This is a genomic window from Desulfopila inferna (genome assembly GCF_016919005.1).
GTDB classification, from domain to species: Bacteria; Desulfobacterota; Desulfobulbia; order Desulfobulbales; family Desulfocapsaceae; genus Desulfopila_A; species Desulfopila_A inferna.
In genome coordinates this window covers 105,141-126,116 of the sequence record NZ_JAFFQE010000006.1, presented here as the reverse complement: position 1 = coordinate 126,116, position 20,976 = coordinate 105,141, and the positions used below count along the sequence as shown (strand labels likewise).

Annotated in this window: 16 protein-coding genes; 7 read left to right on the top strand and 9 right to left on the bottom strand. The window is 50.2% G+C overall.

The window, feature by feature from the left end:
- Positions 1-76 precede the first annotated feature (76 nt).
- A complete protein-coding gene (locus JWG88_RS15205) occupies positions 77-1,873 on the bottom strand; it encodes an ABC transporter ATP-binding protein (RefSeq protein WP_205234638.1) in 1,797 nt (598 codons plus the stop codon).
- Between the two features lie 150 nt (positions 1,874-2,023).
- Positions 2,024-3,820 carry an ABC transporter ATP-binding protein gene (locus JWG88_RS15200; RefSeq protein WP_337833134.1) on the bottom strand — a complete coding sequence of 599 codons (1,797 nt, stop codon included), beginning with the start codon at positions 3,818-3,820 and terminating at the stop codon, positions 2,024-2,026.
- Positions 3,821-4,369: 549 nt separating this feature from the next.
- On the opposite strand from JWG88_RS15200, the gene JWG88_RS21980 reads away from it, so the two are divergent.
- On the top strand, positions 4,370-4,762 hold the full coding sequence (locus JWG88_RS21980; RefSeq protein WP_263577196.1) for a rhodanese-related (seleno)protein: 393 nt from the start codon (positions 4,370-4,372) through the stop codon (positions 4,760-4,762).
- Positions 4,763-4,826: 64 nt separating this feature from the next.
- Here JWG88_RS21980 and JWG88_RS15190 read toward each other — a convergent pair whose 3' ends face one another.
- Together JWG88_RS15190 and JWG88_RS15185 are read right to left on the bottom strand one after the other, a co-directional pair.
- Entirely contained in the window at positions 4,827-5,468 is a 642-nt protein-coding gene (locus JWG88_RS15190; RefSeq protein ID WP_205234636.1) for a hypothetical protein, read from the bottom strand.
- A 38-nt stretch (positions 5,469-5,506) separates the two neighbouring features.
- Complete coding sequence (locus tag JWG88_RS15185; RefSeq protein ID WP_205234635.1) at positions 5,507-6,433, bottom strand: hypothetical protein; 927 nt, start codon at positions 6,431-6,433, stop codon at positions 5,507-5,509.
- A 475-nt stretch (positions 6,434-6,908) separates the two neighbouring features.
- Between JWG88_RS15185 and JWG88_RS15180 the strand changes: the two genes are divergently transcribed.
- Positions 6,909-8,288 carry a DEAD/DEAH box helicase gene (locus JWG88_RS15180; RefSeq protein WP_205234634.1) on the top strand — a complete coding sequence of 460 codons (1,380 nt, stop codon included), beginning with the start codon at positions 6,909-6,911 and terminating at the stop codon, positions 8,286-8,288.
- 338 nt (positions 8,289-8,626) lie between these two features.
- Positions 8,627-10,426: a translational GTPase TypA gene (gene typA, locus JWG88_RS15175; protein ID WP_205234633.1), complete on the top strand. Its 1,800-nt coding sequence runs from the start codon at positions 8,627-8,629 to the stop codon at positions 10,424-10,426.
- A 357-nt stretch (positions 10,427-10,783) separates the two neighbouring features.
- Here the strand turns inward: typA and JWG88_RS15170 are convergent, their stop codons facing one another.
- The 5 genes from JWG88_RS15170 to glgX all read right to left on the bottom strand — a co-directional run bounded on the left by JWG88_RS15170 (position 10,784) and on the right by glgX (position 15,957).
- Positions 10,784-11,230 (bottom strand): NUDIX domain-containing protein, encoded by a 447-nt coding sequence (locus JWG88_RS15170; protein WP_205234632.1) that lies wholly within the window; start codon positions 11,228-11,230, stop codon positions 10,784-10,786.
- An 89-nt stretch (positions 11,231-11,319) separates the two neighbouring features.
- Complete coding sequence (locus JWG88_RS15165) at positions 11,320-11,907, bottom strand: 5' nucleotidase, NT5C type (RefSeq protein ID WP_240194489.1); 588 nt, start codon at positions 11,905-11,907, stop codon at positions 11,320-11,322.
- Positions 11,891-12,817: a ketopantoate reductase family protein gene (locus JWG88_RS15160; RefSeq protein WP_205234631.1), complete on the bottom strand. Its 927-nt coding sequence runs from the start codon at positions 12,815-12,817 to the stop codon at positions 11,891-11,893. Before JWG88_RS15160 ends, JWG88_RS15165 begins: the two co-directional genes overlap by 17 nt.
- Positions 12,818-12,882: 65 nt before the next feature.
- Positions 12,883-13,683: a DNA-binding protein gene (locus JWG88_RS15155; protein ID WP_205234630.1), complete on the bottom strand. Its 801-nt coding sequence runs from the start codon at positions 13,681-13,683 to the stop codon at positions 12,883-12,885.
- Between the two features lie 198 nt (positions 13,684-13,881).
- A complete protein-coding gene (gene glgX, locus JWG88_RS15150; RefSeq protein ID WP_205234629.1) occupies positions 13,882-15,957 on the bottom strand; it encodes a glycogen debranching protein GlgX in 2,076 nt (691 codons plus the stop codon).
- Between the two features lie 164 nt (positions 15,958-16,121).
- Between glgX and JWG88_RS15145 the strand changes: the two genes are divergently transcribed.
- The 4 genes from JWG88_RS15145 to JWG88_RS15130 all read left to right on the top strand — a co-directional run bounded on the left by JWG88_RS15145 (position 16,122) and on the right by JWG88_RS15130 (position 20,760).
- Positions 16,122-17,060: an Lcl C-terminal domain-containing protein gene (locus JWG88_RS15145; RefSeq protein WP_205234628.1), complete on the top strand. Its 939-nt coding sequence runs from the start codon at positions 16,122-16,124 to the stop codon at positions 17,058-17,060.
- A 225-nt stretch (positions 17,061-17,285) separates the two neighbouring features.
- Complete coding sequence (locus JWG88_RS15140; protein ID WP_205234627.1) at positions 17,286-18,179, top strand: DMT family transporter; 894 nt, start codon at positions 17,286-17,288, stop codon at positions 18,177-18,179.
- A 180-nt stretch (positions 18,180-18,359) separates the two neighbouring features.
- Positions 18,360-19,322, top strand: a complete 963-nt coding sequence (locus tag JWG88_RS15135) for a YbgA family protein (protein WP_240194487.1) — start codon at positions 18,360-18,362, stop codon at positions 19,320-19,322.
- Positions 19,315-20,760 (top strand): SDR family oxidoreductase, encoded by a 1,446-nt coding sequence (locus tag JWG88_RS15130; RefSeq protein ID WP_205234626.1) that lies wholly within the window; start codon positions 19,315-19,317, stop codon positions 20,758-20,760. The genes JWG88_RS15135 and JWG88_RS15130 overlap by 8 nt, the downstream gene beginning before the upstream one ends.
- Positions 20,761-20,976: the final 216 nt, after the last annotated feature.

Sequence of the window (20,976 nt, the reverse complement as noted above, 5' to 3'; positions counted from 1 at the left end):
TCCGGATATTAATAGTAGCTATGGTTCAATAGTGTATGTGGACAAATGATAAACGATTCCTTTTTTTTCGGCCATCTCAATCGTCGCCGCTCTTTATATCCATGGCTACCAGGTCGGCATACTGACCGCCGGCGGCCATTAGTACATCGTGACTGCCCTGCTCCACGATTCTGCCTTTCTCCATCACCAGGATTTTGTCGGCCCGGCGGATGGTGGAGAGACGATGGGCGATCACCAGGGAGGTACGTTTGGCGAAAATATTATCGATAGCGTATTCGAGAATATTTTCCGACTCGGTATCGATGGCGGCAGTCGCTTCGTCCAGCACCAGAATCGCCGGATCCCGGCAGAGCACCCGGGTGAAGGCAAGGAGCTGTTTTTCACCGGTGGAGAGCTGCTGGCCTCCTTCACCCAGCATGGTGTCCAGGCCGGAAGGCAGTTTCTCGACAAACAGTTCCATGCCGGTCCGCCCCAGAATCGTTTCCACCTCCTCACGGGTGGCGCCCGTATCCATGACGATGTTGGCGAGAAGGGTATCCTGAAGGATGAAAATATCCTGGAGCACAACTCCGACAAAGCGGCGCAGGTCCTCCAGTGCAAAACGATTGATGTTGATGCCGTCCAGAAGGATTTCTCCTTTCTGTGGCTCGTAGAAGCGCAGCAGCATGCTGACAAGCGTTGTTTTGCCGGATCCGGTGGTCCCAACCAGCGCAACCGTCTCTCCCTGCCGGATCTGCAGATTAATGCCCTTGATGATCGGTTCGTCATCGTTGTAGCTGAAGTGGATGTCTTTAAAGTGGAGATTTCCTTTGATGTTTTCCATCGACTCGGTTTTTTCCGGCAGCTTCAGGCTGCTTCTGGTGTCGAAGAGATGAAAGATGCGTTCGGCCGAGGCCATGGCGGATTGCACGATCGAGTATTTTTGGGCAAGCTCGCGAAGGGGCTGAAAAAAGAGACGCATATAGGAGAGAAAGGCCACCAGTTCGCCCAGGGTGAGTTGCTGCCGGATGATTTCGGAGCCTCCGAACCACAGAATCAGGGCGATAGCTGTTGAGCTCATAAATTCCGTCAGCGGCATGAAGGCACCGAAGAGTTTGATCTGCTGAAGGTTTCGCTGCAGATACCCCTGACTCAACTCTTCATGCTGCTGTCTGCTTTCTTCCTGCCTGCCGAAGATCTGCAGAGTCGGCATGCCGGAGATCGATTCGGAGAGAAAGCTGTTGAGCCGGGCCAGCTGATTACGGATGCGGCGAAATTGTGTTCTGGCGAGCCGGGCAAAGAGCTTGGTAATGAGTATGGCGGCCGGCACATACAATGCCATTATCAGGGCCAGACGGCTATTGATGAAAAACAGCACCACCAGAATACCGAGAACCCGCAGCAGATCGTTGAAGATCGTCACCAGCACGGAGGTAAACATCTCGTGCATGTTCTGGATATCATTGGTGAGCCGGGTTACCAGGCGACCCAGGGGATTGGCGTCGAAGAAGGTTGGATCGAGTGCCAGCATATGGGCGAAAAGATCCTGGCGGATACGATGCATGATGGACTGAGCTATCCGCTCCAGAGTCACCACCTGAAAAAAGGTGGTTATGAAAAGGACCAGTACGGCTCCCAGGAATACGGCGCTGAACGTGGTAATACCGCTGAGCCGTTGGTCTAAACTGAGCTCTGCATTAGTGATATAGCCGTCGATGGTGGTCTGGATAAGATAGGGAAGCGTAAGGGTGGCCCCTGTAATCACCAGTGAAAGGACAACGGCAAGCAGAAGCATCCAGATATGAGGCCTGCAGAAGACAAAGATACGGCGCCACAGGTGATAATCACCAAGCGCCGCCCCATATTTGTCTTCCTCGTAGCCGAAATTTTTCATCTCTCTTCCATTCTCTAACGCCTGTAAACGGCAAGTAAGTACCTTGGATGCATATCCAACTTCACGATTTCAAATACATTTCTCATTTTCTTGTTTTTACACCCCTCAAGGGGGTACTGAACTGAGTGACAAAAGTTAAGGAGTAAGGTACTAAACGATATCTTCACGCATTTGCTTGGTGAACATGGCTCTGTAAAAGCTGTTTTCCTCCAGGAGCTGTTCGTGCCTGCCGTCGCCGGCGATGGCACCTTCCTCGAAGATTATGATGTGGTCGGTCATGGTGAGCAGTTTCAGCCTGTTGGAGACTATGACAACGGTTTTTCCCTGTAGATGTTCCTTGAGTCTGGCGAAGATTTCATGCTCCGTCTCCACGTCCACGGCGGACAACCCGTCATCAATCAGCAGAACGGGCCGGTCTACCAATAGCGCTCGGGCCAGGGCCAGCCGCTGGCGCTGACCGCCGGAGAGTTTTATGCCCCGTTCCCCGATGAGGGTCTGGTATCCTTTGGGGAAGTCCATGATGTCATCATGAATGGCAGCCAGCCGTGCCGCTTTCTCCACAGCTTCATCTGAGGCATCCGGTAGCCCCAGTCTGATGTTGTCACCAATGGTTCTGGAGAACAGCGTCGGTTCCTGGGCGACATAGCCGATGTGGGAGCGTACGGTATCCAGGGAGAGGGTGTTGACATCCCGGCCCTCGAAGAAGAGACTGCCGTCTTCCACCGGATAGAAGCGGGCCAGGATCTTGCACACTGTCGATTTGCCGCTGCCGGTTCTGCCGGTGATGCCGTGAATGCCGGGTCCCAGTTCCAGGGCAATATCGCTGAGCACGGGTCTATTCGAGGAAGGATAGCAAAAGGAGAGGTTCCGCAGAGAAAAGACCGGTTTGTCGGAGACGACCTTTTCTCCCGGCGGATCATCGAGCAGGGGACGCTCCATCATCAGTGAATCAATTCTGGAGAGTGAGGTTATGCCCCGCTGTACCAGATTGGTTACCCAGCCTATCGCCATCATCGGCCAGATAAGCATATACAGGTAAGTGATGAAGGCGACAAAATCACCCATGGTAATATCACCCCTGACCACCAGGCGTCCGCCGAAAAAGAGAATAATCATCATCCCCACATTCCCTACCAGCGTGGCAATGGGGAACATCAATCCCTGCACCCTGGCCACCTCGATATTACTCTTCACGTATTTTCTGCCCAGCTTGTCAAACTCCGTGGTCTGGAACTTCTCCATGGTATAGGCCTTGATGAGCCTGATGGAGGCAAGCGTGGACCGTGAAAATTCCGTGAGCAGGGAAAATTGCTCCTGAACCGTGTTGAAGCGGCGATGCAGCCGGGCCGAGAGTATGCGGGTGAAAATGGCGAGAAAGGGCATGGGCAGCAGGGCCAGGATAGTCAGTTTTACATGGAGCATGGACATGAAACCGATGGCTGCAATGGTCATAACCAGGGCATCGACCGCGGCCACCAGTCCCATGCCGCAGGCCATCTGTACGGCAGTGAGGTCGTTGGAAGCATGGGCCATGATGTCTCCGGTTGTGCGCTTCTCGAAAAAGGCCTCGTCCATTTTGAGGATGTGGTTGAATATACGATTGCGGATCGCCCTTTCCAGATACCGCGAAAAACCGATGATGGTATAGCGCCATACAAAACGAAGACAGGTGACAGCCAGGGCGATTATGATGATAAAAACCGAATAATAGAGAAGAGAATCCGGGGTCGCTGTCTGAGCAGCGAGGCTGTCTACTCCTTTCTTCAACAGTCTGGGAATGGTGAGCTGCAGAAAATCCACTGCCAGCAGTGCTGTAAAACCAAGCATCAGCCGGTATCTGTACTGCTTGAAAAGTGGCAGAATGTGGCTTAGGAGGCGGGAGTAGGGTGGTTTTCCGGTGTTTTCGCGACTGTCTTCACCTTTTCTGTATGTGCGGATAACTTTCACGATAGCCGGGCTGCCTTCTCGGGTACTCAAACCCAGCGGAGCTGGATAAGTGTCTTGGGGTTATGGTTAAGCTGTTGTCTCACCTATTATGTCAAGGTGCCTTCTAAGCTAACATATCTTAGTACCTTACAGATAGTGTTCTTGTTTTTTTTTCTGATTACCCCTGAAACGCAGCATTTTCTGGCCCAGGCCGGGACTGCTCTTTTCATCGGGACGCCATAAACCCGTCCATGGGGGCTTCGCTGCGGCCGTCCGGGCTGCAGAGACCCGTGAAAAGAGCAGTCCCGACCTTGAGCTGAGGATTAGGGGTAATCAGGTTTTTTTTATAAAAAATCTGTCTAAAGGTTCTTATGCCCCTCAGGGGGGTACTGTAAAGAGTCCAGTTTCGCTGGGTTCGAGCATTTTTGCAGTGTTACCGGAAAAGGCAAATGCCTTGGCTGAGTTTGATTGGTAATTAAAAATAGAAAACTTATGATATCATAATGCTGAGAGGACGTTGTACAAAGAATAATCTGCTTTTTTAATTTTAATCGAGAGGAGGACACGACTGTGAAAAAGATTATCCTGATTCTTCTGGCCATCTTAGCTGTTGGCTCAGCACCGTTGTCGGCCGGGGCAGTGGCTACTATCGATAAAGATGAGCTGAAGGCGATGCTTGGTTCTTCCGAATTTATTCTTGTAGATGTGAGAGTGGCAGCTGACTGGGACTCAAGTGACTCTAAAATACAAGGGGCCGTTCGCCTTCCTGCCGATGAAATTGATACCGCTGTGCGGAACTTTCCCAGGGATCATACCCTAGTTTTTTACTGTGCCTGACCCAATGAAGCTACCAGCGCCAGTGTGGCGCAAAGATTTGTCGCAGAGGGCTTCACTCAGGTCTACGTCTTGAAAGGCGGCTGGAGGGAGTGGCTAAACAGTGATTATCCCGTCGAGAAGAAATGAAGATATCCTGAGAAATTCCGTAAAAAATTCTACCCTTTCCGAATCAGAGAGGGTAGATCCTCTTCTATTGTTGTATAGTCTCATTTGCCGGTGCAGTAGTTACTATCGGGTGGAGGCTGAACTGCAGGGCTCCTTCCACTGCTTTGATATCGGCTATACGTGTTTCTATAGTTATTATTTTATTGCCGGCTTCCGCTATGACAGGCTGGATATCCTCGAGGGCCAGTGGAAACTCCCGCCCGTTGAGGAAGAGCAGCAGGGCATTGCCGATCTCGCCTTTCTGCAGCGCTTGGTCCGTTTGGACACCCCGGGCGATGGGTTTGACGTAGAGGGTCTGAAGGGTTGCATCATAGCGCAACTCTGCTTCGCAGTCGAAGTCGAGATCGGCGGATCCCAATCTCAGGCGGATATCCTGGTCCGCCACCGTAGTGATAAGATCCAGATCGTCACCCCGCAGATCGATCCGGCAGAAGATACGCCTGTCATGCAGCTGAAGATCTGAGATTCCAACTATGGTAATGGTGCCTTCAAGCTTGGAGGAGGTGCCCTCCAGTGTCAGCGGTAATATTTGCTGCAGGGCGTTGCTTATCACGGCTCCAGGAATATTCATGCTGATAAACTGAGGATCTTTTTCAGCTGCATTTATAGAGGAAACAGGGAAGAGCAGAAGGAATGCGGTAGTGATGACCAGCAGCGACTTTTTCATTTCAGTATCCTTTATCATATGAGTTGTTGCGTTTTTGACTAGCTCCTGTAAGAAGACCTCTTCATGGTTCTTGTCCAGTTCAGCCGGATTGAGTTGTACCGGCTTTTCAGCAGGAGGGAGAGCCAGATGGCCAGCGTAAGGAAAATCCCGACCTTGGAGGCCGTGTCTCTGTAGTGATTATGCTGGTGAAAATCCATGCTGCGGATCGTTTGCGGATCGACAAACTCGCCCTTGAGTGAGATGGTGCCTGATTCTTCCGGCAAGCTGCCGGCTACAGATAGCGCCTCTCCGGTAAAAACGGTTACAGTACCTTTTTCTTTGGAGTAGAAGGCGCGATCAAACTCGATTTCCTTGCCGGTTCGGGTTTCGGTTTCCTTCAGGGTCTGCAGGTAGTTGGTGTTGGAATGCTGCAACTGGTTCATGAACATGAAGGGCAGCAGAAAATAGAAGACCAGGGGGATGACCGCCGTTTTCCAACGTGGAGGCTGCCTTGAGGAAAAGCCTTCGCCTAAGATGGTTTGCAACTTCATGGCAAGATACACCACTCCCAGCAAGGTGACGGTGTAACCGATAATATGCTCCGGCCATATCAGACCTAAATGAGTAGTCTGCCAGTTCAGGGGGGCGGCGAGATGCACCCCGTTTCCCCACTTTATCTGCAGCGCATCAAGAAGAAGGTGCATCAGAGAATTACCGGCAAGCAGAAGGAACAGCGCTATCGGCTTCCTGTGCAAAGAACTGATTGCAAGACTCAACAGGAGACAGAAAACAAGGCTCGCCTGAATGGTAACATAGAGGCGGACCTGGTAAGGATCGGCAAGCTGCCATGTCGTCAATACCCGCTGGAGTATCCACGGAATGTCGGGAATAAGCGTGCCTGCCAGTATCCAGGGGATACCGATTTTCGGGAAAAGCCCTCTGCTTATCGGGGCCTGGGCGGCTATATGGATCAGTGTATTCGGCAAGGTGGCTGGTTTATTCTGTTGCTGTTTGAAAGCTGCCGGTGGAGACTGAATTCCTACAGAAAGGAAAACCGGTGATTGCCTTCAGTAGTGGGCTAATCTCGTTTGTGGTTAATGTAAGTTGTAGTATAATTGTTCCCGATTCTTTTGCAACAAAGAGAATAAACTGTACTGAGAAAAGGTCTTTTGACAGTACCTTTTGAGTGGTATAAAAGATCCCATATACTAAAGAGATTCTGATTACTCACAAAACTCAGCTAGTTTCATGCAACCTGCCTTGGAGATTTTACAAAAGCCATTTTTACCGTCATTCCGGGCTTGATCCGGAATGACAAAACTAACATATTCCCGAATATTCTTAATAATTTTGACCATAAATTAAGTTTCTTTGGCTGAGTTTCATTGGTAATCAGAAAAGAGATAATCTTTAGGTATTTTTTGAAGGTGAAGGGACAACAGAAACGGAGAATCCGCCGTCATGAGCCAAGTGAAACTCACAGTTTCCAGCAACTGTCTGCTTGAAAATATTCCTCTTGAATTCGAGATGCTGCTCAAAGAGGAGCTGACCATCGATAATCCTAAATATATTGCCGCCAGACGCTATGGCAGGTGGGTCGGCAAAAAACTGAAGCCGCAACTGAAATATTACGAGCAGGTGCCGACCGGCCTGCATTTTCCACGCGGATTTTCCAATCAGGCGGTACTGCTCTGCCGTGAGCATCTGGGGGAATCACCCCTGATAGCCGACGACAGGAGGCTGCTGCCCGAAATTGATTTCTCTTTTTATGGAGAATTGCGCGAATACCAGCAAAAGGCGGTGGCAGAGATGAACGCCCGTTCTTTTGGCGTGCTCGAGGCGGGAACCGGCAGCGGCAAGACGGTAATGGCCATAGCACTGATAGCTCTGCGCCGGCAACCGACCCTGATTGTGGTCCATACCAAAGAGTTGCTCTACCAGTGGCGGGAACGGATTGTAGAATTTCTGCGGATAACCCCCGGCCTGATAGGCGATGGACATAATCAAATCGGAGATGTTACCATTGCCATTGTCAACAGTGCCCGCAAACAGGGAGCAGTTCTAGCTCCGCAATTCGGACATTTGATTGTGGATGAGTGTCATCGTGTTCCGGCAACGCTGTTTACCGATGTGGTTTCGGTTTTTGACAGCCGGTTTCTGCTGGGGTTGTCTGCCACCGCCTTCCGCAGTGACGATCAGATGACCCGACTCATCTATTTTTACATGGGAGACCCTGTCCACAAGGTGGACCCGGGAGAGCTTGCCGCAAGTGGTGCCATCATCAAGCCGAAGTTGCTGATAAAGAAGACAAATTTTGAATACGGCTACCGGGGAGATTACCAGGCGCTGATTACCGCCCTTACCGCTCATCAGGGCCGCAACAGGCAGATAATTGCTGATATCGCCACCGTCGCCGGCAAAGGCGAGGCCGGAACTTCGCTTGTCGTCTCAGACAGGGTCAGTCATTGTGAAATATTTGCGGATGCTCTGCAAAAGAAAGGCTTCCGGGTCGCCCTGCTGACGGGACAGGCATCCACGGAGAAGCGCGGTAAAATTGTAGGGACCGTGCAGAAAGGGGAGGTGCAGATACTTGTGGCGACACTGCAGCTTATCGGCGAGGGGTTCGATTGCCCCGGTTTGAATAATCTGTTTCTCACCACACCGATTACCTTTGAGGGCAGGCTTGTTCAGGTTATCGGCAGGATCATGCGCCCGGCCAAGGATAAGCAGCCCCGAGTCTATGATTACCTTGATCATAAGGTTTCGGCCCTGCGGAAGTCGGCGAATCAGCGCTACAAAATCCTGCGAAAGGTAATGGAACCCGCTCTTTTTCCAGAATAGGGAAAGATGATGGACCCGTCTGTCCCGGTAACTTCAACTTTGATGACTTTACGACGCGGTCATGGATTTAATAGTTGTATCCTCTTGGCCTCCTGTCGAACTACTTTAGCGTTTGCCGCCAATTTTGCGAATTTATCACCGGTTTGATGGACCAGCTTGAGTATTTATTTGCCAAAAACAGGTGAAAGAAGTATTGTAAGAGGTTACCTGGCGCATAAATGCAATGCGTCGGTCGGCGGCACCCGCTTTATGCGGGTGCTTTTTTTATTATCTGTCATATCTTTATCGATGACAGTCACACATATTTTTCGATGTAGATCGAAATGCAGGAAAAACGTATGGAACAGCAGAAGATCCGTAATGTGGCGATCATCGCCCATGTCGATCATGGAAAAACAACGCTGGTTGATCAGCTTTTCAGGCAATCCGGAATGTTTCGGGACAATCAGGCTGTGGCGGAGCGCCTCATGGATTCCAGTGATCTGGAACGTGAACGGGGCATCACCATTACCTCGAAAAACGGATCCTACAGGTATGGAGATCACCGCATAAACATTATTGACACTCCCGGCCATGCCGACTTCGGCGGCCAGGTTGAACGCGTTCTTCGTATGGCTGACGGCGCCCTGCTGCTGGTCGATGCTCAGGAAGGACCAATGCCGCAGACCTATTTCGTCCTCAAGAAAGCACTGGAAAACAGTCTGCCGGTCATTGTGGTCATCAATAAAATAGATAAACCGGCCGCCCGCTGCGATTGGGTTGTCGATCAGGTTTTCGATCTTTTCGTCAAACTCAACGCCCCCGACGATATTCTCGATTTCCCGGTGGTATACGCTTCTGCCAAGGAGGGATATTCCCTGCTCGATCCCAAGGATGAAAAAGAGGGCAGCGGTACCATGCACCATATTTCCGATATGATACTCGCTCATATTCCCGCACCGGTTGGCTCGCCGGATGCCCCGCTGCAGATGCAGGTCGGGACCATCGATTACTCACCCTATCTCGGCAGGCTGGGAATCGGCAAGGTAGTTAACGGCACCATGTCGATCAATCAACCTCTGGCGGTTGCCCGAAGAGACGGTTCCATTAAGCCGGTTCGGGTTTCGAAAATATTTCAATTTGAAAGCGACGGCAAGGTATCGATAGACTCGGCCTCGGTGGGCGAGATCGTTGCGGTTGCCGGAATGGAAGATGTTACCGTCGGGGTGACCTTTACCGATCTCAACGATCCCAGGCCGTTGCCGTTGATCCCGATCGATCCGCCGACCATTTCCATGAATTTCATCCCTAATGATTCACCCTTTGCCGGCAAGGAAGGGAAATATGTAACCTCCAGGCATCTGGAGGAGCGGCTCAACCGGGAAATACTCGCTGATGTGGCCCTGCAGTTTGAAAGTTTGACCGATGCCGTCGGTTTTAAGGTTTCCGGTAGAGGCGAGCTGCATCTTTCTATTTTGATAGAAAAAATGCGGCGTGAAGGCTATGAGTTTCAGGTTACCCGTCCTCAGGTCATTCTCAAGCAGGAAAACGGCAAGACCCTGGAACCCTATGAAACACTGACGGTTGATGTTGATGAAAAATATCAGGGCGCCGTTATGGAAAAACTGGGCAAACTCAAGGGGCAGGTTGAGGAGATGAGCAGTGAGCATGGCATGATCCGCATGGTCTTCAAGATACCTACCCGTGGCCTGCTGGGTTACCGATCTGAGTTCATGACCGATACCAAAGGCATGGGAATGATGAACTATGTTTTTTGCGAATACGGACCCTGGGCCGGTGATATAATCAACAGGACGAACGGGGTCATGGTAGCCAAGGAGCAGTGTACTGCCGTGGCCTATGCGCTCTTCAATCTACAGGAGAGGGGCAAAATTTTCGCCCATCCCGGAGACCCGATCTATCAGGGTCAGATCGTTGGAGAAAATGCCAGACCTGCCGATCTGGTAGTCAATCCTGCCAAGGGTAAGAAACTCACCAACGTCAGGGCTTCCGGTACAGACGACGCCGTTGTTCTGACACCTCCTGTTGAAATGACTCTTGAGGATTGCATCGCCTATATCAATGATGATGAGCTTGTCGAGGTTACGCCGAAGTCAATCAGATTACGGAAGAAAACCGGAGTGAGAGTTCGCGGCTAGGAGGCTGTTCGAGAATGCCCTCTCGGACAACCTATCAGGAGAGAGTATGAAAGAAATAGCATTGATCATAATTTCAGGTGGCATAGGGTTGGCAACTTTTTTGTTCATTGCCCGTAAATACGGCAGCAACTGTATTCCCTGAGTGATGATGTATGGATCCATAGGAATGGGTCTTTTTGTTTACTGGGTGTTGAGCCGGCTGTTACTCTAGGAGTGTGTTCTGTTCTATATTTATCAGCTGGCGATCAGGTTGCGGTTGGATAAACCTGACGGACTCGTAGAAACCCACGACGGATACGAAAACATTTGAAGATCTAACGAACTTGTCGGGCTTGAAGAGTTGGAAATTATTCCGCCTCAAGCCGGGCGCCATGTTGATTCAGACTTCTTGAATGTATAATAATCCTGCAGGATTTTGGCATGATCGAAGGCGAGTTCCGGTAGATCGTCCTGTTGAAAAAGTTCTGCCTCTGCCGCATCATCAGCGGCCCTGGGTACCCCTGACGCCTGGCCGATAAACACTGTGGAAGCGGTGTGGAAACGCGCATCTCTGCCGGGATCGGAATAGGTATGAAACTGTCTCAGGTTGACAACCTGCAGACCGGTCTCCTCTTCGGCTTCACGCCGGGCTGCATTTTCGAAGGATTCTCCATAATCGACAAATCCCCCAGGCAGCGCCCAACCATAGGGAGGATTCCTGCGCTTGATGAGGACGATTCTCTCCTCGATTTCAATAATGATATCGACAGTGGGGATGGGATTGCGCTGCTCTTCCAGGATGTTTTTGCAATGAGGACACTGCATTCTTTGCGCTCCTTATTCTTGATAGTGTCGTACAAAGCCCGGTCTCCCGCGTTGCAGTTTTTTGGGGAGGCGTATATCGATTTTTCTTCCTATTTGGCGATAAGCTCAGAGATATGCCGCCAGTCATCGACAGAGACAAACTCTTTCCAGCTGCTGTTCCAGGGCTGTCTGTAAAGCAGCGGATGTAAGTCCGCAGCTGCTATCAGGGCGCAGGTCTCCGCTCTGTCATCGACAAAATAGCGGAGTTCCCTCTGCTGAATATATTCAACCTTGCGATCATGGTCCTCCATTGCGATGAGATCGATTTTACTGCATACTTCCCTGGGTAGATAATGTTCCAGCCAGTCTATGACCGGGCGTTCTATGTTACGGGCTGTAATGATCGTCACCCTGGCGCGGGAGGCAAGATCGCTGATCACCTCGAGCGCCCCGGATATCGGCTGGAGCTCGGCGGCTAGAGAATCTTTGAGAATATCGGAGAATATTTCCTGAACAACAGACTCCGGAATAGGAACACATTTTTCCACATGAAAGTTTGTTATCTCCTCAAGTGAAATCATATAATTATGATTTTGCCGCGCGAGTCTGAGAAAGGCTTCGCCGATATCGGCAATGACTCCGTCGAAATCGAAACCAACCTGATCAGGCTTTATTCCTCCATTAATAACGTGCTTCAATTTTTTTTACCCTTTCCACAAGAGACGAGTTTGCTGGTGTCGCCAGACCATGAATTCCCGCCATTTTGATAATCATTCCATTGATGGCATCTATTTCTGTTTTTCTTTTTTTTCTGACATCCTGAAGCATTGAGCTGATATTTCCTGCTGTCGCCCTGCAGACATTTTCAGTATTCTCAAGTGCTGACTCTACAAAAATATTCTCAAATTCCCCAACCTTTACCGCTTCATTGATTGCCTGGCGCATCTGTTTGCGGGCCTCGGGGATCTCCAGGAGCTCACCGTTTTTGCAGTCGTGGATGACGGTTAAGGCATTGATGCCGACATTGACAAAAAGCTTCCTCCAGATTCCGGTGAGGATGGATTCCGTTATACCGGCCTTTATGCCGCCGGCCTGCAGCCGTTCGACGATTCGCGGCAGCAGCAGACTGTGCTCGGGTCGTGGAGTGTCAAGAAATCCGAGCCGGGTCTGACCTGCACCCGCATGGTGTACATGACCCGGCCCCAGATACGTAGAACCTTCGGTCGTGGTTGCGAAAACTGTGGCAGCCCCCTTTGAAACGCTTCTGTGTTTCAGGTGGGCTATACCGTTCTGCATAAAGACGAGCAGGCAGTCGTCAGCCATGAGCGGAGCACAGAAGTCAAGAGTTTCGTCTACATCATAGGATTTGACGCAGATAAAGAGAGCATCGGCGCGGTCGACCTCGAGCGGATTTGAATATGCCGGCAAGGTGAACCGGGTGGTAATACCTTCCCGTTCATATTGAATTCCCTGGCTATTCAAGCGGTCTGCACGATTTTCATTGTAATCCAGCAGGGAAATCCTGTCAGCGGTCGTTGTCGTACCTCTGTGAAGTGTGGCCGCGAGCAGACACCCCAGAGCACCTGGTCCGACGATTACGATGTGCATGTTTTTACTCTTTTGATCAGGTGGAGGTTGACCACAATTTTTTGGCCGGCATAACTGCTGAGGCGCTATTTTGAAAGTGTGGCCTGCTCGACGAGAACAGCATATTCATAGCCGAATCCGAAATCTTTATCGGCTGCTACTGTTCCTTCAGCGACCACAATTTCGTCAACCTCGGTAAGTTCATTGCTGGTTATCACCAGATCATGGGTATTTTGCATCGGATCACCTGTACCATCCTGAAGATGAATCCAGTTCTTTCCCATGATGTTGGGGCTTACCTTGACGACACGGCCTCTGACACGAACCTGTTTTCCATCAAGTGAGTCGGCTTTTTCATAGAGTTCCGCCACTCTGTAGCCATTTTCTCCCGAAGCTTTTTCGACCTCCGTTTCCATATAGGGAACGGTGGCTCCCATACTCCCCGGTGACAACTGTTCCTGAGGCTTTATGGTTTCAGATTGTTTGGTTTCCTCCTGCAGGGCTTCCGAAAATGTGGAGCTTGAGTTCTTCTTTTTTTCAGTAATCGGTGGAGTGGCATCGCCGGCTTCCGTCACCAGTCCAGGTGAAAAAATTATGCTCTCAAAGGTCCTGTCAATGGTCTTTGACTGAAAGTCGCTCATGGTCATACCGTATACATAAGTGACTTCATCGCCAACCTCGATTTCTGTTGCGGGAAGGGCGACCCAGACGTCGCCTCCCGCTGTTTTGAGGTTCATATAGGTATAATTAGCGGTATCCATTGTTTCGAGTACCGTACCGCTTCCGGTAGTGTTGTTGTCCACGGAATCTGCAGCATTTGTAGAGAAAGCAGCGGTTGAAACAAAAGCCATAGTTAAGAGAATGCAGCGAATGGTTGAGAGAATCATGTAGAGCTCCTTGATAGGTTGTGTTGGGAATATGACGGCTCCGTTAGAATTAATCATTTTTCGGCAGGAAGGCAACATACTTAAGAATGGATCCGCATCGTCATTAATGGTTCATCACTCCAGAAACCGGCAAAGATGGAAATCGGCATTCTCGAAGTCGGAGTTTATGCCCGTACGGGTGCTTATCGCGAGTCCTCATTATTTTGTTTGCAGTACAACGGCAGTCATTGCGGCAACGTCAATCCTGTCACCTGCATTAAGGGCGCCGGCGTACTGAATGGAGACAAAATCCTTGGGAGAGGCGTGAGAAGTATTGATAATTTCATACCACTTCGCCGTCTTTCTTTTTCCTGGCGGAGAAGGCAGAGTAAACCGGGCGGAGAGGGTTCTGTGACCGTTGAGCATCACGAAAAAATGAGAATTCAGACCATTGAGAAGAAAAGCCAGGTGGTGACAGGAGGAAGACCAGTCGGTCTGTCCGGGTTTAAGGGATTGCCAGGTGATTTCGGCATGCTCCGGATCCGCCCCCACCACGAAAAAATGTTCTCTGCGAAAGACACGGTAATTCTTTCTTAATTCGATACATTTTTTAAAAAAACGCAGCAATCCACTGTTTTTTGAAGCCAGAGACCAGTCTATCCAGCCTGTTTCATTGTCCTGGCACCAGGTATTATTGTTGCCTTGCTGCGTTCGGCCGAATTCATCCCCGGCGGTAATCATGGGAACGCCCTGGGAAAGGAGCAGGGTCAGCGCCATGCTTTTTATACGGCGCAGGCGCAGGTTTTCTGTTTTTCTCGTTGCCGGTTGGCCTTCCTTGCCGCTGTTCCAGCTGAGATTATGGTTTTCCCCGTCCCTGTTCTCCTCACCGTTGAGCCGGTTATGTTTCTTCTCATAACTTACCAGATCATAGAGGGTGAACCCATCATGGCTGGTGATGAAGTTAATGGAATTGCATGGGCCCCTCGAACTGGGATGATAAAGGTCCGAGCTGCCGGCGATACGGGTGGCGAGGTTAGTGACTGAGTTATTAAAGCCTGCGAAAAAACTACGCACGTCATCGCGAAATTTGCCGTTCCATTCGCTCCAGCGTTTGTCGGTCGAGAAGGAACCCACCTGATACAAGCCCGCGGCATCCCATGCCTCGGCAATAATTTTCGTATCACGCAGGATCGGATCCTCCGCGATAACTTCCAGCATTGGCGGATCGGGCAGAACTCTGCCTTTGGTATCCCGCCCCAGAATAGAGGCGAGGTCAAAACGGAAACCGTCGACATGCATTTCGATCACATAGTAGCGCAGCACGCTCCTGATGAGTTCCCGCACCACTGGATGATTACAGTTCATGGTATTGCCGCATCCTGAAAAATTCATGTATTCTTTGGTTTCAGGGTCCAGCAGGTAATAAATAGGATTGTCGATGCCGCGGAAGCTGGTGGTGGTACCATTGTAGTCGCCTTCTCCGGAGTGATTAAAGACAATGTCCAGAATCACCTCGATGCCTGCCTGGTGCAGGGACAGCACCATTTCCTTGAATTCCTTGATGCAGTTGCCGGTATCCGCGGCATAGCCTGACTTGAGGGAGAAAAAATTGATGGAACTGTAGCCCCAGAAATTTTTCAGTTTTTCACCGGTGTCGGGATTGCTGAAATAGTTGTCGTTTTCATCAAATTCGGCAACGGGCAGAAGCTCGACGGCGGTAATTCCCAGGGATTTCAGGTATGGAATTTTTTCGATGATACCGCGATATGTTCCGGGATGCCGCACTCCGGAGGTCTCGCTTTGAGTGAAACCGCGGACGTGAAGCTCGTAAATGATGCTTTCCGACAGCGGGATTTTCAGCGGGGTGTCATTCTTCCAGTCAAAACTGTGTAAGGGGATCTGGCAGCAGGGAGCCTTTCCGCACGAGGATAATTCACCCCATTTCCTGGGGCTCAACATACGACAGTAGGGATCGATCAGGATGTCGGCATTGTTAAAAAGCGTTCCTCTTTCCTGCGGGTCGGATTTGCCGTCGATGCGATAGCCGTAGCGGATTTTCTTCCAGTAGAGGGGCAGGAGAATGTGCCAGACATCTCCGGTTCTGTTAAATCCCGGCATTAAAGAAAAAGTATATTGTTCCGCATCAGTGTCTTCTGCAAAGGCCTCTATGATGAGCTCGACGCTGTGGCCATGTCTTGAAAAAATGGCAAAATTAATTCCGTCGGGCAGCACCGTTGCACCGAGCGGTAAAGGGAAACCTCTTTTTCCAATAGGAATAGCATTTTCTTTGGACATGATTAATAATGATTATTATAATTAATACTCATGAGCCGGGACAGAGAGGCGTTTATCCTGTAGTTTCAGTCCGTAAATGAGCATTCTGAGTTGAACATATATTATCTCATAGTATCATCTGCCGAGGTGTAGAACAAACAGAATTCATTGTTGAAGGAGAAAGCATGTATCATAAAGTTAAGGTCGGAGAACGGACCATAAGCCCTATCGACTGGGAAATGACCCCTGATCTGAGTTTTGGGACCTATGAATCCTGGGGTGGCCGGGAACGGGTTAGAGATAACAGCGAGCAGGTCTACTACTTTTTTGTCGATGGCTGGGGAGAAGTGCCGAAAGTATGCCTCATGGAGCGGGCGGTAAAACATGCCCGAATTCTGGCCGAGATAGATGTTCCTCTTGAAATTATCGAAAAGTGCGTGGAAGGCCAGGGCGAGGTCGCCAGGTTCGAAAAAAGCTATGCCGTAAATGAAGAGGTAAAGAACTGGTTGATAGACAATGTGCTGGAAGGTGAAGCGGGAGGGGAATATGTCAGACCTGTGGTGGAGAAGATCATCCGGGAAAACATGGGAACACCCTTGGTGAAGCTGGGAAGCGCTTCATGGCATTTTGACCGGGTTGCTCTGCCGGCCGAACCTGCAGTGATCAGGGACGACGAGGTGAATGATATTCTGCGGAAATGGAATTTCTTCGACTCGGAGCAAAACCCTGGAGGCGGTTTTGTCAATGGTCTGGTGGACCCTGGTGATGGTCTGACAGTTGTTGACGAGCGAACCGGGCTGCAATGGCAGGCCGGCGGATTGGATATCTGCTCGATTCGGACGATGCATAAAAAAATAGAAGGGATTAGAAAAAAAGGTTTTGCCGGCCACCAAGACTGGCGGTTGCCCACCATGCAGGAGGCGATGTCGCTGATGGATCCGGTTATGAATTTCAAGGGTGTTCATCTCAACCCCTGTTTTTCCATGGCTCAGCCATTTATCTTTGTCGCCGCCAGGCGCAAACCCGGCGGATATTGGTTTGTCGATTATAAGCAGGGCCGTGTCTTCTGGTCTTCCGGAACGATTCCCGGTGGTTTTGGAAGGCTTTGCCGGAGTCATAACTAATATAATTAATTCCATTTTTCACCTTCAAGCTGTCTTCGGACAGCTTTTTTTGTGGGAAATATGGTTTTTGGTGCGAATTTGAGCCGCTATCCGCGGCACGGTAATTGTCGTTATCTCTCTGATATGGTAAGAACTGTTGGGAAACCTGAAGTTCTACCTTTTTTTATAAACTTCCTCATGAGAGACGGTAATCCGGCGCAGAGTGGGGAGTCAGCGAGCAGCCTTATGCCTTATCTGTTACTCGTCTTAACCGCATTGTTCTGGTCAGGGAATTTTATTATAGGACGCGGCATGCATGCCGAGATCCCGCCGCTGGCGCTTTCCTTCTGGCGCTGGTCTTTTGCTCTGCTGATTCTCTCCTTCTTCGGTGTAGCTCACCTCTGGCGGCAACGCCGGCTGGCACGACAGCATCTGCGCTTTATCGTCATTCAGGGTATCCTGGGGGTCACCGGCTTTAACAGCCTTATCTACCTGGCGATGCAGACGACGACGGCTATCAATGCCGTGCTGGTAAATTCCTGCATTCCCGTGCTGATTGCCGTATGTTCCTGGATTATGTATAAAGAGGTGATGAGCGTCAGGCAGGTTTTAGGGGTGTTGACATCCTTGTGCGGTGTTTCTCTGATCCTGGCCAGAGGAGATATGATGTTTCTGCTGAGTCTGGATTTCAATCGGGGAGATGTGCTCGTACTGGTAGCCGCCCTTTTCTGGGCTTTATACTCAGCCAACCTGAAAAGATATCCAGCCGAATTGCATCCCTTCAGCTATCTCTCGGGTATCGTCATCGTCGGCCTGATTTTTCTTCTCCCGCTCTACATCATCGAAATTTCTTTGGGCAAGGCAATGCATTTAAGCGGCTCCTCCCTGGCGGCCATACTCTATGTGGCCCTGTTCGCCTCGGTTCTGGCTTTTATTTTCTGGAACCGGGCGGTAAGAATGGTAGGCGCCAACAAGGCCGGACCATTTATATATCTCATGCCGGTGTTCAGCACCATACTCGCCATCATCTTCCTTGGTGAAAAAGTGTATCTCTATCATATCTTCGGTGTTTCATTGATATCTGCAGGCATTGTTATGACGACATTTCGCGTTTCCCGGACGAAAATGACATCGCGATAAGCACCCGTACGGGCATAAACTCCAACTTCGGAAAAGCCCGATCTCCCGCATTGCAGGTTTTTGTATAAAATGGTGTCGCAGACATTGTTCTCCCGCAGCAACGGCTATATTATGTGGTATACTATATTATAATGATAAACTCGTAAAAACCACGAAAGTTGCCGCGCTAATGAGGGACTTATGCCTGAAAACATGCAGCCCGAAAAAATTCACATGGGGGTCAGCTCATGCCTGCTTGGCCAAAGCGTCCGGTATGACGGGGGACATAAGCACGATAAATATATAACCGAAACACTGGGCCATTATTTTGATTTTGTACCGGTCTGTCCAGAGGTCGAATGCGGTCTGCCTATTCCGCGTGAGGCCATGCGGCTGATCGGCGATCCGAAAAATCCACGTCTGGTCACCGTTAAGACAGGAACGGATCATACTGAGAGAATGAAATCCTGGGCATTAAAACGCGTCCGGGAGCTTGAAACTGCGGATCTTTGCGGCTTTATCTTTAAAAGCAGATCGCCTTCGTCGGGAATGGAAAGGGTAAAGGTCTATGATGATGATACCATTCCCCATAATGTTGGTGTAGGGATCTTTGCCGGGATATTCAAGGATCATTTTCCATTGCTTCCGACGGAAGAGGAAGGAAGGCTGCATGACATGGTATTGCGCGAAAATTTCATAGAATCCGTTTTTGTCTACAGGCGCTGGCGGCAAACCCTGCGGCAGAGAACTCCCGGAGCGCTGGTTACCTTCCATACCAGACATAAGCTGCTTCTTCTGGCCCACAGCGAAAGGATCTACAGAAACCTCGGGAAACTGGTGGCGCAGGCAGGCAGCGCGGACGTCCCTGAACTGTTTCAGAATTATCAACAGGGGCTGATGGAGGCCATGAAGATCAAACCCACCTCCAATTCTCACGTCAATGTACTCATGCACATGATGGGTTATTTCAAGAAAATGCTCAGCCGTGATGAAAAGCAGGAACTGCTCAAGGTAATTGACAACTATAAGCAGCATTTTGTACCGCTGATAGTGCCTATCACTCTGATCAATCATTATGCCGGAAAATACCACGAAACCTATCTGCTCGATCAATATTATCTCAAACCGCATCCCACGGAGCTGAAGCTGAGAAATCATGCCTGAAAAAACAATCCTGATCACGGGTGCAACCGGATATATCGGCAGAAGATTGTGTCAACGTCTCCTGCCGAGAGATGAATACAGGCTGCGCCTTCTGGTGCGCAACCGCCGCAAGGTTCACACCGCAGTGGCTGACCAGGTGGAGATTGTCGAAGGGAGTACATTTGACATGGAGCCGCTGAGGCAGGCCCTTGCCGGAGTAGACACGGCTTTTTATCTGATTCATTCCATGGGAGGCAAGGAAAATTACTGGGAGCTTGATAAAAAAAGTGCCGACAATTTCCGCACGGCCTGTATTGAAGCCGGGGTCAAACGCATCGTTTACCTCGGTGGTCTCGGGGTCAAGGAAAGTGCAAGCAAGCATCTGCTCAGCCGGCTGGAGACCGGCGAGGTTCTCGGTGCCGAACCGGGGAAAATACAGACCATCTGGCTGCGCGCCGGGGCAATCATTGGCTCAGGCAGTTCAAGCTTTGAGATCATTCGTCATCTTACCCAAAAGCTGCCTGTTATGATCACGCCCAAGTGGGTGCGCACCAAAACCCAGCCGATCAGCATAGAAGATGTTCTCAATTATCTGGAGTCCTCCATAAATATTGGATATTACAGAGATCTAGTGGTGGATATCGGGGCTGAACGCTTGAGTTTCGAGGAGATGATGATGCAGACTGCCGAAGTAATGGGGCTGAAGCGGTTTCTGCTGCCGGTACCTCTGCTTACGCCCCGTCTCTCTTCCTACTGGGTAATCCTCATCACCCCTCTGCCTTTCCGGCTGGCAACCGCCCTTGTCGAAGGGCTGAAGAGTGAAACCGTCATGCAGAATGACCATGCCGAAAAATATTACCCCGAGATAAGGCCCATGTCCTTCCGCGAGGCGGTCATCAGGGCCAACAACGAACTTCAACAGAATCAGGTAATCAGCCGCTGGTGCGACAGCAGCGGCGAACAGGCCTGTGACGTCAAGGATTTCGATGATCCAGGAGGGGCGGTATTCCGCGATATCCGTATTGTTCCCTATGCCAATGGAGAAAAACAGGAGCAGGTTTTTCAGGCTGCCTGTGATCTCGGTGGGCAAAAGGGCTGGTTCAAGTACAACATTCTCTGGCGAATGCGGGGATTCATAGATAAAATATCAGGAGGGTACGGTCTCAACAGGGGCAGAAGGCAGCACCGTGAGCTGCGGATCGGGGATGCTCTCGATTTCTGGAAAGTAGCTGATATCAAAAACGGAAAACGTCTGCTGCTTTACGCCCAGATGAAACTGCCGGGCCAGGCCTGGCTGGAGTTTGACTGCCAACCCGAGCAGCTGGTGCAAACAGCCCACTATATTCCGCGTGGACTGCTGGGCAGACTCTACTGGTATGCGGTCACTCCTCTGCACCATTTTGTTTTTGCGGATCTGGCCAAAACCGTTGTGAGTGATTCAAAGAAATTGGAAGAGTAAAGAAATTCTTCCAGAATATCCGAAAGCTGGAACCCCCAAAGAAATTCCTGCGGCCTTGCAAAGGAAAACCGATCTGCCGTTCTGTCGATTATTATACTCGATTCCGAAAAAGTGTTCTCAGGTCAAAGCATCGTTCCGCTACTTCCGAATCTTATATGAAAAGCAATCCTGATGTGGTAATTTGGTCATTTTTACTACACCTTCGAGTAAGACATA

Coding starts and splice junctions, on each gene's coding strand:
- JWG88_RS15205 (WP_205234638.1), bottom strand. CDS start 1,873: ATGAAAAATTTCGGCTACGAGGAAGACAAATATGGGGCGGCGCTTGGT.
- JWG88_RS15190 (WP_205234636.1), bottom strand. CDS start 5,468: ATGAAAAAGTCGCTGCTGGTCATCACTACCGCATTCCTTCTGCTCTTC.
- JWG88_RS15180 (WP_205234634.1), top strand. CDS start 6,909: ATGAGCCAAGTGAAACTCACAGTTTCCAGCAACTGTCTGCTTGAAAAT.
- typA (WP_205234633.1), top strand. CDS start 8,627: ATGGAACAGCAGAAGATCCGTAATGTGGCGATCATCGCCCATGTCGAT.
- JWG88_RS15170 (WP_205234632.1), bottom strand. CDS start 11,230: ATGCAGTGTCCTCATTGCAAAAACATCCTGGAAGAGCAGCGCAATCCC.
- JWG88_RS15160 (WP_205234631.1), bottom strand. CDS start 12,817: ATGCACATCGTAATCGTCGGACCAGGTGCTCTGGGGTGTCTGCTCGCG.
- JWG88_RS15155 (WP_205234630.1), bottom strand. CDS start 13,683: ATGATTCTCTCAACCATTCGCTGCATTCTCTTAACTATGGCTTTTGTT.
- glgX (WP_205234629.1), bottom strand. CDS start 15,957: ATGTCCAAAGAAAATGCTATTCCTATTGGAAAAAGAGGTTTCCCTTTA.
- JWG88_RS15145 (WP_205234628.1), top strand. CDS start 16,122: ATGTATCATAAAGTTAAGGTCGGAGAACGGACCATAAGCCCTATCGAC.
- JWG88_RS15140 (WP_205234627.1), top strand. CDS start 17,286: ATGCCTTATCTGTTACTCGTCTTAACCGCATTGTTCTGGTCAGGGAAT.
- JWG88_RS15135 (WP_240194487.1), top strand. CDS start 18,360: ATGCCTGAAAACATGCAGCCCGAAAAAATTCACATGGGGGTCAGCTCA.
- JWG88_RS15130 (WP_205234626.1), top strand. CDS start 19,315: ATGCCTGAAAAAACAATCCTGATCACGGGTGCAACCGGATATATCGGC.